Below are 12,893 nucleotides of genomic sequence, written 5' to 3' on the forward strand. Positions count from 1 at the left end.
GAACCGCTCTTTTCCTCCGACGGCGCCTCTTGGATGACCAGCCGCGACGTACAGTTCAAGGCAATCCTGGACTTTATCCGCGCAAACTATGCAGCCGCTATAGATGTGCCCCAGATGGCATCTGCAGCCGGCGTAAGCGAAAGAGAGTGTTACCGCATTATCGAAACTTGTGCAGGAACGACCCCGGCGGCATATCTACGCGCATACCGTATAAACCGTGCTTGCGAACTTTTGACGCACACCACGCGAACGGTGCAGGCAATCGCTCGGCAATGCGGCTTTGCGACAGCGAGCCATCTTGGGCAGGTATTCAAAGAACAAATAGGCTGCACCCCTTCGAGCTATCGAGCAGCGAGGCAGAATCTCGATAGTACCGGGCAGAAATCCCACTAGCCCTTCTTCTGTCACTGCATCAAACTTGCAGGCAAACAACAGATAGGAGCAACCATATGAAGCACTTTGACCATATCGTGTTTGACGTTGACGGAACATTGGCAGATACAGAAGAAAGCGTTCTGTCATCGCTTGCCCAGATTGTCCAAGAAGAGACCGGCAAAACGCTCCCCCGAAACGAGCTTGAATTTGCCCTCGGCATACCCGGCAAGGATGCTCTTGAGAAACTTGGAATCTACTCGCAAGCAACGTTGGATCGCTGGTGCCAAGTTGCCGCCAGCTTTAAAAGCACCATCAGCGTGTTTCCAGGTTTGCTTGAAGTCATCGCAAAACTCGCCGATAGCGGTTGCAATCTTGGCATTGTCTCCTCACGTGCGCGCGACGAATACGCAGAAGAAATAGCACCCCTTGGCTTCGATAAGTATTTTGAGCACATCATCCTTGTCGAAGACACAACCGAACACAAACCCGCACCCGCACCCATGCTCGAATATCTCCGACGTACGGGTGCAGACCCCAACAGCGTCATCTACATTGGCGACACCGTCTACGACGAACAATGCGCAACTTCAGCAGGGGTCAATTTTGCCCGAGCAGTATGGGGATCACACCAAGAAATCCCAAACGCCACCTACAACCTCAAAACCCCCAACGACCTACTAACCCTAACAACCAAGTAACCCCCGCGCCCCATCCTTTCCGCCCTAACGCCACAAGGGCGATTGAGCAGGACGGTTTGGGCGGGTCCCGTACTTAGTTTCCAAAATCATTCCGCAGCGCGATGACTTCTTATTATTTTCCGCCCTAACGCCACAAGGGCGACGACCTCGAGAAGGTCAACTCGGGAGGGACGAGGGCTTAGTTCCCCAATCTTTCCGCAGGGGGCAAAAAGCCTCGCCGCACGAAGTGCGCAGCGAGGCTTTTTGCATGCCCGAGGACGATTGGGGAACTAAGCCCTCGTCCCTCCCCGGGATATGTAGCGAGTCGGAGTACCCTTGCTGTTACTCTGCTTTGCCCACAGAGTTGAGGTTGGTCATGCGGATCTTAACCAGCTCGGTAATCTCGCGCATGCCCTCCTTGGCCGGCTTCTTGGGGTCGAAGCAGCCGGGGTTCTCGGCCATGTAGGCCATGAAGCCCTTGGTGTAGGCCTGACGCAGCTCGGTGGCATAGTTGACCTTGCAGATGCCGTTCTTCACGGCCTCGGCAACCTGCTCATCGGGCACACCGGAGGTGCCATGCAGGACCAGCGGCACGTCGACGGCGTCGCGAATGGCCTTGACCACGGACTGCTCGATGTGCGGATCGCTCGTATACACGCCGTGGCTGGTGCCAACGCCAATGGCCAGCGAGGTGCAGCCAGTGCGCTCGACGAACTCCTTGGCCTCGGCGGGGTCGGTGTAGGGGCTCTCGCCCTCAACCGCGGGACCGTCGTCCTCCTTGCCGCCAACCTTGCCGAGCTCGGCCTCGACGGGCACGCCCATGGCGCGGCCAGCGTCGGCGACGGACTTGGTCAGGGCGATGTTGTCCTCAAAGGACTCGTGCGAACCGTCGATCATGACGGAGGTGTAGCCGGTGCGGAAGGCCTGCATGCAGCGGTCATAGCCATCGCCGTGATCGAGATGCAGAGCGACGGGCACGGAAGCGCGCTCGGCGGCAGCCTTGACCATACCGTAGAAGTAGTCCAGGCCAGCGGTCTTGATGGTACCCGGGGTGGTCTGCATGATGACGGGGGACTTGGTCTCCTCGGCAGCGGCCAGAACGGCCATAACAAACTCGAGGTTCTCGACGTTGAACGCGCCGACGGCGTAGTGGCCGGCCTGAGCGTCCTTGAGCATCTTTTCGGTGGTAACAAGTGCCATGAGCGTTTGCTCCTCTCCCTCGCCCGCATCTGGACATCGGGCGTCCGTGTTCGCAAGGCGTTTTACCTTGCGTTTTGCTGCGCCCATTGTATGAAATTCGGCGAGTCTGAATGTGCGGGATGTCGTCGTCCCGCAGGGAAAGACCCTCAATTTTGAAAAGCAAACGGAAGGGATCAAGGCCAAGCGCGCGTGTTTGATATTGAGTTTTGAGTCTTGATTGCCTTTCTTTTATAGAAAAGATAAGTAATCGAAAGGTGTTTTCTTACTCAAAAAGAAAATGAACGAAAATAGAGTCAACACAATTCCTGCAAATATTGCCGAGAATGGAGTAGCCATGGTTCAAGCAACAACCCGCGCCTTCGCCGACGAACGCCGTGCCGCCATCATGGAAATGCTCGAGCACAACGCCTCGGTGCAGGTGGCAGAAATCGCCCAGACCTTTGGCGTGTCCTCCGTTACCGCCCGTGCTGATCTGGACGCCCTCGCTGAGTCCGGCAAACTGCGCCGCACACATGGTGGCGCTGTGTCGCTCCACAAACGCCTGACCGTCTCCACACAGGACCGGCGCATTAACGTCAATGTCGCCGCCAAGCAGGCCATCGCCCAAAGCGCTATTGAGCTCGTCAGCGACGGCGACACGCTGCTCGTCGACTCGGGCACCACCGCGCTCGAATTTGTCCGCCTACTCGACCAGCGCGACGGCATTACCGTCATCACGGCAGACATTACGATCGCCGATTACATCGACGAGAGCATGCCCTCGGTCGATGTTGTTATGCTGGGCGGCGCGCTGCGCAAAGGCCATCGCTATCTGTACGGTCCACTCACTATGCAGGCACTGCAAGTGGTTCACGCCGATCTTGCGGTTATGTGCCCCGGCGCCTTTGTCCCGGGTTGCGGCTTTACGACCGACTTTCCGCAGATGGCCGAAACCAAAACGGCCATGATCTCCGCCGCCCGCCAAAACGTCGCCCTGATGGACGCCAGCAAGGTCAACGGACGCGGCATGTACCGCTTCGCCGAACTTGTCGATGTTGACGCCATCGTGATGGACCGTGACCCCAATGGCTCCGTCGCCACCTCAATCGCCGAGATCGCCGGCGCCGGCGCCCCAACCCTCATCATCGCCACCGCCTAAAAACAAAAACCACCACAAAGGGGACAGGCACCTTTGTGGTGGTTTGAGAGGCACGGTAGCTCACTCCGCCAGTTTGTCTCAATCTGTAACAACTAGACCCTTAAAAGCCGGTTAACTGTTACAGATTGAGATAATCCCGCTCGATTCCGCCCTTAATCTAAATCTGTAACAGATAGAGTCGATTTAGCCGCCCAGATGTTACAGATTGAGACAGTTGGACGCGAAACGGTCTTGGCAGAAGTGGCCCTCTAGCAAAGAGACGCTACATATCGACCGAAGCCCGGCAACGCAAACTCGAAACGTCCCTGTAAGGGTTCTTCAATCACCCCTGCCTCAATTAGACGTTTTTTATACGTCGAGATCGAACCGGAACTTTTCTTAAGCCGCGCAGCCAATTCTTGCCTGGTCGTCGTCCCCTCCGGATTCATTGCACGAAGAAAATCCAAGTCCCCCTGTGAAAGTTCCGCTGCAGTCGAGGCAAAAACGCGCGATTCGAGCTCCTCTTGCGCAAGCTTCGCGCCACGTTCGACGTCTTCAAGGGAAACCTCAGCCGCCTGGCGCGAAGCGTTCCACGCCCGATATCCCACCAACTGGAACATAAACGGAAAACCATCGATTGCCTCGGCAGCACGGTCGACCGCCTCATCGGAAATCGTTTTGCCACCGTCTTCAATCGTCAGCCGAAACGCTTCTTTTACCTCAGTCGGCGAAATAGATCTCAGCGAATGCTGGGCAGCACGACGAAGAAACGATGTCGATTTTCCCGTCAACAACGCCAGCACGCGAAACGGCAGCCCCGCCATAAGCAAAGCTACCTTTTTGTTCTCGCTCACAAAATGTTGGTAGGTGGTAACGAGCTCCGTCATTTGAGCAAACGATGCATCAACTTCGTCAACGGCGATAAGTACCCCGGTGCCAGTCGCTTCAAGCTGAGCAAACAGAGCGTTCATCTTAGTACGCCAGTTGGCGCCCTCAAATTCAATATCAACGTTTTCCCAGCTCATACTTCCTATGGAGGCAATCCCAACACTGTTCACACGCCTAGAAGCGGGCTTTTCGATCAGATGGGCGGCCGATTCGTTGAGGCGCTGCAGAATGTCTTCGAGCATCCCGTCCGAAGCCGTCACATTCGCCGTAATCCAGCCTTCTTGCTGGGCGCGGTATGACAGATATGCCAAAAGGGCCGTTTTGCCCGTCCCGCGCGCGCCGTAGAAAATCGAGCATAGGTTGGGGTCGGAATCGGCGCTTTCAAACGCCAGCACCATATCATCAATGATTTGCTCACGGCCGGCCATGTATGCCGGTACACGTCCAAACATCGGCGTGAACGGATTTGCCTGCCTGTACGCTGTCGCCGCCGCCATAAAACCTCCTTTGAACTCACGTAATTCCATTATGCCCTACAGCCCTTGATTTCTTTGAGCCTCCTTGATTTTTTTGAGCATCTTTGAGTTCCTTGAGCATGCTTGAGTTCTTTGAGCATGCTTGAGTTCTTTGAGCGAACGGCCGACAGCAGAACCAACCGTCCTCTTCGACTAAAAGCAAAAACCACCACAAAGGGGACAGGCACCTTTGTGGTGGTTTTGGCGGTAGAAGCGAGCGCGTTGTTACTTGGACAGCTCGTCGGCGAGGGCTTCGATCTGGGCGCGCGATGCGTCGTTGAGCGAACCCAGGACGGTCACCTTGTTCTGCGTCAGGGTGATGTCCTTCATGCCCTCGAGCTCCTTGGCCATAACCTTGGCAGCGGCGGGCGCCCAGGAGCCGGCCTCGACGAGTGCCACCGTGCGGTTCTGGTAGGCATGCTCGGCAAGTGTGTGGATAAAGGTGCTCATGCACGGGAAGATCTCGCCCTGATAGGTGATGGAAGCGAGCACCAGACGGTCGTAGCGGAACGCATCCTCAACGGCCTCGGCCATGTCGTCGCGAGCCAAGTCAAAGACGGAAACCTTCTGGCCGCGGGCCTCGAGCGCTGCGGCGAGCTCCTCGACGGCAGCCTTCAGGTGGCCGTACACGCTTGCATAGGCAATCGTGATGCCCTCGTCCTCGGGCTGATAACTCGACCAGGTGTTGTAGGTGTCGAGGTAGTAGCCCAGGTTCTCGGTAAGAACAGGACCATGGAGCGGGCAGATGATCTGGATGTCCAGGTCGGCGGCCTTCTTGAGCACGGCCTGCACGAACTTGCCGAATTTACCGACGATGCCAAAGTAGTAGCGGCGCGCTTCGCAAGCCCAGCCTTCCGGGTCCTCGATGTCGTTGGCGCCGAACTTGCCAAAGCCGTCGGCACTAAAGAGCACCTTGTCGGTGGACTCGTAGGAGAAGATCACCTCGGGCCAGTGCACGTTGGGGGCGCCGACAAACGTTAGGCTGTGGCCACCCAGGTCGAGCACGTCGCCCTCTTTGACGACCATCTTACGCTCGGGGTAGTCGGTGCCAAAGTAGTTGACCATCATGCGGAAGGCGCCCATGCTGGCCACAATCTGTGCCTGGGGGTAGCGCTCCATAAAGGCGGCGATGCCAGCGGAGTGATCGGGCTCCATGTGGTGAACGACCAGATAATCGGGCGTACGACCATCGAGCACGCCCTCGATGTTGCCGAGCCACTCATCAACAAAACCGCCGTCGACCGAATCGGCGACAGCGATCTTCTCGCCCAAGATAACGTAGCTGTTGTATGCCATACCGTTCTCGGACACGTCGTACTGGCCCTCGAACAGGTCAATGTCGTGATCGTCGACGCCAACGTAGCGGATATCCTTGGTGATCTCCATCAGGCAAAGCCTCCTAGATAGACAAAAGAACCCGTCTATCATAGCACTCGGCTGCATCCCAACAGCTATCTGCCGACATCCTTACCGTTTGTTATTGAAGCGCAAGATTGAGCCGTTGACCTGCGCAAACTACGCGCGCGGAGCCGCTGTGGTATGTCGAACGATGAGCTGGCCCGGAATACGGATCGCGACGGTCTTGCCCGGCGTTCCCTCCTTGGGAACCGCATGCTCAAACACCTCGCGCCCGCGCTGGTGCAGATCGAATCGCACGGTCGTGAGCTCGTTGTGCGCGACAAAATCATCGAGCGAATCGTCGACACCCACCACGCTCACGTCCTCGGGCACGCGCAGGCCGCTATCGCGCAGCGCGGCGATGGCACCATTTGCCATCTGATCGTTTGCCGCATAGATCGCCGTCATGGCGCGGTCGTGTTCTGCCAGATACCTGCCGGCCTCGTAGCCGCTGTTGGCAGACCAGTCGCCCTCGAGCGGTTCTGCCGGCTCGATATGCCTGCGCTCGAGCGCGTCTTGCCAACCAGCGCGGCGGAACTGCTCGTCCACCGAGAAGGATGGACCGCCGATGTAGCGAATCTGCTCGTGGCCGAGCTCAAATAGGTGATCCATAAGCAGCAGCGAGCAGCCGTAATGGTCGGAATCGACCGTGGTCACGCGCGGATGCGCATACATGGTGACGATAACCGTGCCGATTCCCGGCAGCGGATCAAACGTCTCAAAATCGGGCGCCATGCGGCTCATGCCGATGATGATGCCATCGACCGGCAGGGCCGCCATGCGACGCGTGGCCTCGGCAAGCGAAAACTCCTCGGTCTTGGACATCTCGACCAGCGTGATGGCACAGCCGTGCTCGCGAGCGGCGCTGGCGATACCGTCGATCATCGTCAGGTTCCCAAACTTGGTGACATCGTTGACGCATAGGCCGACCGAATGGTAGCGACCATCGCGCAGCGAACGGCCGGCATAGCTCGGGCGAAAGCCGAGCTCCTGCATAGCAGCCTGTACGCGCTGGCGCGTCTGCTCGTTCACATTGGGCAGGCCGTTGGCGACGCGCGAGACCGTCTGCTGCGAAACGCCAGCGGCGCGGGCGACGTCGGCCATGGAAACCGGACGCGAACCCGTGTCGTTGGAAGGGTGCCTTGCCACAAAATCACCTTCGCTCCTGTAGGAAGCCTAAATACCCCATGCGAAATTGCAGGTTACACGGGAGGCTTTGCTATCTATCGATAATGTTAACGTACTCTACTATACCTATCAGCAGTTATGCAGCACCCCCCAACACCGCCTGAATACCGTTCACGGCTCATTTTCGACCGATTGCAGGAAAGCGAAGAAGTCCGTGGTTCCAGGTTATGAGTACGTTAACATAAGGCGAAAGCACACCGATACCATGGTGGCCTGCGCTCCGGGCGCGCAGGCCATGACGTCGTATTCGAAAGGACGCTCATGATTACCACAACTCCGTTCGGCACCGCCCCCAGCGGCTCGCCGGTTACGGTCTATAACCTTGTTTGCGCAGGTGCCCGCGTGCGCGTCATGGACTATGGCGCGACCATCCTTGGCATCGAAGTTCCCGATGCCAAGGGCACTGTGGCCGATATCGTGCTCGGCTTCGACCGCCTGAACGGCTACTTTGACAATCCGGCATGTTACGGCGGAACCATTGGACCTTCGGCCAACCGAACGGATAAAGGGCAGATCACGATTGGCGATGTCACCTATCAGATGGTCCACAACGATGGCCCCGATAAGACCAACAACCTGCACACCGACCTTGAGCACGGTCTCCACAAGCGCATGTGGGACGCCAAAGTCGACGAAATCACCAACACGGTGAGCTTTACCTGCAAGCTGGACGACGGCGAGCTGGGCCTTCCGGGCAACCGCACCTTTACCGTCACCTATGCCCTGCAGGCTGGTCCGACGGGAGCCGCTGAGCTCACCTGCACGCAAAGCTGCGCCACCGATGCCGAGACCTTTGTCAACATGACCAACCACAGCTACTTTAATCTTGCCGGACACGATTCCGGCACGGTTCTGGATCAGGTTGCGGCAATCGATGCCGAGGCATTTCTTCCCCAGCGCGAGGACAACGTGTCCTCTGGCGAGGTGCGCCCTGTGGTCGACACGCCATTCGATTTTCGCGCACCCAAGACGCTCGGCCGTGACATCGATGCGGACGACGAGCAGCTCAAGATTGCACGCGGCTTTGACCACTGTTTCTGCCTTGATTGCTTTGCACCCGACGCCGAGCCGCGCCATGCCCTGCGCTTGCAAGATCCAAACTCGGGCCGCACGCTCGACATCTTCGTAACCGCACCGGGTGCGCACCTGTATACCGGCAACTGGCTCGGCGATATCGACGCCAAAGACGGCTGCAGTTACGGTCCTCGCGACGGCGTTGCGTTTGAGCCGGAGTTTTGGCCCGACAACAACCATCACGCACAGTGGGCACACCCCGTCTGCACGCCCGACCACCCGTTTAGCTCGACGATCGTCTATCGATTCTCGACCGTTTGTTAACCCACCCTCGTCAAGGTGCGAGGGGGCAGCGTTATGACTCCCGCCTACTCCCTCGCACCTTGATATGTTTACGTACTCATAAGCAAAGCCCGGTAACTCGGGATAACCAAGAAAGGAAGACACCATGACCGCCCCCGACGAAAAGACGCTCGCCACCCTCACCAAGCTGTTTGAGGAGGAGTTTGGCCCCATCGGCGACCGCCAGGTGCTCTACGTGCACGCGCCCGGCCGTTCCGAGATCAGCGGCAACCACACCGACCACGAGGGCGGCCACGTTATCGCCGGCTCGCTCGATGTCGCCGTCGACGGCATTGCCGTGGCGACCGATACCAACAAGGTCCGCGTTGCCGACGAGGGCTACCCCACCTTTGAGATTACGCTCGACACGCTGGATGTTCAGGAGTCCGAGAAGGGCACGTCCGCAAGTCTCGTCCGCGGCATGGCACACGAGATCGCAGCCCTGGGCGTTGAGCCTCATGGCTTCGACTTCGCCTTCACCTGCTCCGTCCCCTCGGGCGGCGGCCTTTCCAGCTCCGCTGCCGTCGAGGCCGCGTACGGCCGCGCCATGGAGACGCTCTGGGGCGCGCCCGCCATTGAGCCCGTCACGCTTGCGCAGATGAGCCAGCGCACCGAGAACAACTACTACGGCAAGCCCTGTGGCCTGATGGACCAGGCCGCTGTGTGCTTGGGCGGCCTCGCCTACATGGACTTTGAGGACCAGGCTCAGCCTAAAACTCAGAAGCTCGAGCTCAACTTTGAGGACCACGGCTATGCACTCGTGCTCGTCAAGGTGGGCGCCGACCATGTGGCCGCCACCGACGACTACGCCGCCGTGCCGCGCGAGATGCAGGATGTTGCCGCCGAGTTTGGCAAGGCACGCCTGTGCGAGGTCGACGTTGCCGACTTTGACGCTAAGCTGCCCGAGCTGCGCGCCAAGCTGGGCGACCGTGCCTGCCTGCGCGCCATTCACTACTGGTACGAGAACGGTCTGGTCGATAAGCGCTGGGCGGCCCTGAACGCCGGCGACATCGACCAGTTCCTGACCCTGACGCGCGAGTCCGGCGCCAGCTCTGCCATGTACCTGCAGAATGTCGTTGCCAAGCTGGGCTCCGAGCAGCCCTCCATGTACGCCCTGGCACTTGCCGAGCACGTGCTCGACGGCCGCGGTGCCGTCCGCATCCACGGCGGTGGCTTTGGCGGCACCATCCAGGCCTTCGTACCGCTCGACCTGGTCGACACCTTCATTGCCAAGATGAACGGCTGGCTGGGCGAGGGCTCTGCCCGCCACTACGCAATTTCTGACAAGGGGGCTTACGCGGCATGGCTGTAATAACCGAAGTGCGCGAGGCCGCGCAGGGCCTGATTGAGTATGCCATCCATCGATCGATGATCGGTCAGGACGATCGCATCTGGGCCTACAACACCATTTTGGAGTGCATCGGCGCCACGGGCCCCGCACTCGACATGGCTTGGGCGCTGCAGACCGAGAAGATTTCGCTCTTGCACCCCGATACACTCCCCGACTTTGATCTGGAGGGCACACTCGCCGTGCTTTCCGATGCTGCCGTTGCCAACGGCGCTGCCGAGGACACGGCGTCGGGCCGCGACCGCATCGCCATGCGCATCATGGGCGCGCTTATGCCGAGGCCTTCGGTTGTAAACGAGGAATTCAACGGCCGCATGGGCGTCAACGAGCCCCGCGCCGCGACCGACTGGTTCTACGGCCTGTGCTGCGACGCCGGCTATGTGCGCCGCGCCGCCATCGCACGCAACATTAAGTGGAGCACCCCTACCAACTGGGGCGACCTGGAGATCACCATCAACCTCTCCAAGCCCGAGAAGGACCCGCGCGATATCGCTGCCGCCGGTGCCGCCAAGAACACGGGCGAAAAGTATCCCGCCTGCCAGCTGTGCATCGAAAACGAGGGCTACCCCGGGCGTTCGGCAGCAGCCGACGGTGGCGCCCACCCCGCCCGCCAGAATCTGCGCGTTATCCCCATCCAGCTCGACGGCGAGCGCTGGGGTTTCCAGTACAGCCCGTATGCGTATTTTAACGAGCACTGCATTGCTATGAGCTCCGAGCATCGCCCGATGCACGTGGACCGCAAGGGGCTGACCTGCCTGCTCGACTTTGTCGACCTGTTCCCGCACTACTTTATTGGCTCCAACGCCGACCTGCCCATCGTGGGCGGCTCGATCTTGTCGCACGACCACTTCCAGGGCGGCGCGCACGAGTTTCCCATGATGCATGCCGCCGAGGTCTCGCAGTTTAGCGTGCCCGGGTTCGACCAGGTCACCGGCACCGTGCTGCAGTGGCCGCTTTCGGTGTTGCGCCTGCGCTCGCACGATCGCGCCCAGCTGCTCGACGCCGCCGAGAAGATCATCCTCGCTTGGCGCGAGTGGACCGACGAGTCCGTGGGCGTCATCGCGCACACGGCCGACGGCGTGGCCCACAATACCGTGACGCCCGTCATCCGCCGCGTCGACTCCCGCGGTAATGCCGGTGGCGAGATCTACGAGGCCTACATGGCGCTTCGCTGCAACATCACGACCGACGAGCATCCGCTGGGCGTGTTCCACCCGCATGCCGAGTATCACCACATTAAGAAGGAAAACATTGGCCTGATTGAGGTCATGGGCCTGGCCATTCTGCCGCCGCGTCTGGTTCCCGAGCTTGGCGCCGTCCGCGAGCACCTGCTGGCAGCCAAGGTCGACGCGAGCTACGATCTTGCCGCCGCGCTCGAGGGCGACGACCTTTGCCGCAGCCACGCCGCGTGGGCCCTGGACGTTTATGCCCGTCGTGCCGATGAGCTCACGGCGGATAACGCCATCGACATCCTGCACGAGGAGGTCGGTGTGGTGTTTGGCCATGTGCTCGACAACGCCGGCGTCTTTAAGTGGGACGAGGCCGGCCGCGCCGCCCAACAGCGCTTCATCGACTCGCTGTAGCACGCAGCCTCGGACGCCCACGCTCGACAAATAGCACCCACACGACAACGGCGCCCGCCGGCAACATCGCCGACGGGCGCCGTTTTCTGATGCAAGGGTAGCTAATTTGGGACGGGGCCATTTTGACTACTTTTACATTCAAAGTAGTCAAAATGGCCCCGTCCCAAATTAGCTACCTCCCATGAGAGTGGAAAATCTCCCACTTGGGGCCCCTTTGCGAGCCCAAAGTGGGAGATTATCCACGCTCGTTTTGTTCGGCGCGCCGTAACTCTAAAGTTCGGTCACCTCAACGCTGTTGTAGACCTCGTCCCAGCGATCCATGACCAGGTGGCCGGTCTTGGGATCCATGGCGTTGAGCTTGCCGCAGGTATTGGCGGTCTTGAGCACCGTGACGTCGTCGGCACCAGCCGCAATGGCATGCGCAAAGCCGGCGATGGTCGAGTCACCGGAACCCGTTGCGTTCACAGCCGCAATCGCGGGCGTCTTGGCGCGGAACGCGCGGCCCTCATGGAAGCCCACCGAACCGGCAGCGCCCATCGAAACGACAACCCAGGGAATACCGGCAAAGCGGTCATCTGCGGCAAGCGCCTCGCGCAGGGCATCGACATCATCGGTCGTAAAGGACGTACCCAGCAGGCCGTTAATCTCGGTCAGGTTGGGCTTTACGAGCTCAGGCTTAGCGTCAGACTCCAGCGCGGCCTCCAGCGATGCACCCGAGGTGTCAAGCAGCACCTTGGCGCCCGCCTCCTCGGCGATCTTGACGAGCTCGGCATAGTAGCCGGCATCGACGCCGCGCGGCAGCGAGCCCGAAAGCGTCACAACGTCTGCCTTCGCTGCAAGCTCGGCAAACTTGGCCGTAAAGGCCTCGAGCTCGGCCGGGGCGATCTGCGGGCCGCTCTCCAACAGCTCGGTCTGATTGCCCTCGTGCAGGATATTCAGGCAAATGCGCGTCTCACCGGCGATGGGCACAAAGTCGTTCTTGACGCCGTCGGCATCCATAAGCTCAGCCATATAGGCACCCATGTGGCCGCCGAGCAGGCCGGTCGCGAGCACGTCATCGCCCAGCTGCAGCAGCACGCGGCTCACGTTGAGGCCCTTGCCGCCAGCGGTCTTTTCGGGCGTCACACGGTTAACATCGTCGATGATCAGCTTGTCGAGCTGATAGCGCGTATCAATCGACGGGTTCATGGTAACGGTCAGAATCATGTTGAACTCCTGTTCCGGGGCGGCATAACCCGCCCCAAACAT

General features: G+C 59.7%; 11 protein-coding genes. 6 read left to right on the forward strand and 5 right to left on the reverse strand.

From position 1 onward, the window contains the following. Both I2G43_RS03630 and I2G43_RS03635 read left to right on the forward strand, forming a co-directional pair. A partial coding sequence (locus I2G43_RS03630) for a helix-turn-helix domain-containing protein (RefSeq protein ID WP_195535109.1) occupies positions 1-393 on the forward strand: 393 nt, incomplete at its 5' end. 56 nt (positions 394-449) lie between these two features. Beyond that, entirely contained in the window at positions 450-1,073 is a 624-nt protein-coding gene (locus tag I2G43_RS03635; protein ID WP_195535110.1) for an HAD family hydrolase, read from the forward strand. Between the two features lie 321 nt (positions 1,074-1,394). Here I2G43_RS03635 and I2G43_RS03640 read toward each other — a convergent pair whose 3' ends face one another. Next, on the reverse strand, positions 1,395-2,252 hold the full coding sequence (locus I2G43_RS03640) for a class II fructose-bisphosphate aldolase (protein ID WP_195535111.1): 858 nt from the start codon (positions 2,250-2,252) through the stop codon (positions 1,395-1,397). Between the two features lie 334 nt (positions 2,253-2,586). Between I2G43_RS03640 and I2G43_RS03645 the strand changes: the two genes are divergently transcribed. Further along, positions 2,587-3,390, forward strand: coding sequence for a DeoR/GlpR family DNA-binding transcription regulator (locus I2G43_RS03645; protein ID WP_195535112.1), 804 nt, complete (start codon positions 2,587-2,589; stop codon positions 3,388-3,390). A 248-nt stretch (positions 3,391-3,638) separates the two neighbouring features. Here the strand turns inward: I2G43_RS03645 and I2G43_RS03650 are convergent, their stop codons facing one another. The 3 genes from I2G43_RS03650 to I2G43_RS03660 all read right to left on the reverse strand — a co-directional run bounded on the left by I2G43_RS03650 (position 3,639) and on the right by I2G43_RS03660 (position 7,274). Continuing rightward, positions 3,639-4,754, reverse strand: coding sequence for an AAA family ATPase (locus tag I2G43_RS03650; RefSeq protein ID WP_195535113.1), 1,116 nt, complete (start codon positions 4,752-4,754; stop codon positions 3,639-3,641). A gap of 243 nt (positions 4,755-4,997) precedes the next feature. Then, on the reverse strand, positions 4,998-6,158 hold the full coding sequence (locus I2G43_RS03655) for an FprA family A-type flavoprotein (RefSeq protein ID WP_195535114.1): 1,161 nt from the start codon (positions 6,156-6,158) through the stop codon (positions 4,998-5,000). A gap of 129 nt (positions 6,159-6,287) precedes the next feature. Beyond that, positions 6,288-7,274 carry a LacI family DNA-binding transcriptional regulator gene (locus I2G43_RS03660; RefSeq protein ID WP_195535149.1) on the reverse strand — a complete coding sequence of 329 codons (987 nt, stop codon included), beginning with the start codon at positions 7,272-7,274 and terminating at the stop codon, positions 6,288-6,290. Positions 7,275-7,619: 345 nt separating this feature from the next. Here I2G43_RS03660 and I2G43_RS03665 point away from each other — a divergent pair, with 345 nt between their 5' ends. The 3 genes from I2G43_RS03665 (at position 7,620) to I2G43_RS03675 (ending at position 11,645) form a co-directional block, all read left to right on the forward strand. After that, positions 7,620-8,696: an aldose epimerase family protein gene (locus I2G43_RS03665; protein WP_195535115.1), complete on the forward strand. Its 1,077-nt coding sequence runs from the start codon at positions 7,620-7,622 to the stop codon at positions 8,694-8,696. A gap of 124 nt (positions 8,697-8,820) precedes the next feature. Continuing rightward, positions 8,821-10,026: a galactokinase gene (locus I2G43_RS03670; RefSeq protein ID WP_195535116.1), complete on the forward strand. Its 1,206-nt coding sequence runs from the start codon at positions 8,821-8,823 to the stop codon at positions 10,024-10,026. Next, the gene (locus I2G43_RS03675; protein ID WP_195535117.1) at positions 10,017-11,645 is read left to right on the forward strand and encodes a UDP-glucose--hexose-1-phosphate uridylyltransferase; all 1,629 of its coding nucleotides are present in this window, start codon (positions 10,017-10,019) and stop codon (positions 11,643-11,645) included. Before I2G43_RS03670 ends, I2G43_RS03675 begins: the two co-directional genes overlap by 10 nt. 270 nt (positions 11,646-11,915) lie before the next feature. Here the strand turns inward: I2G43_RS03675 and I2G43_RS03680 are convergent, their stop codons facing one another. Then, the gene (locus I2G43_RS03680; protein ID WP_195535118.1) at positions 11,916-12,851 is read right to left on the reverse strand and encodes a hexose kinase; all 936 of its coding nucleotides are present in this window, start codon (positions 12,849-12,851) and stop codon (positions 11,916-11,918) included. Positions 12,852-12,893: the final 42 nt, after the last annotated feature.

The sequence above is a fragment of the Collinsella aerofaciens genome, assembly GCF_015557435.1.
In the GTDB taxonomy this organism is placed as follows: Bacteria; Actinomycetota; Coriobacteriia; order Coriobacteriales; family Coriobacteriaceae; genus Collinsella; species Collinsella aerofaciens_Z.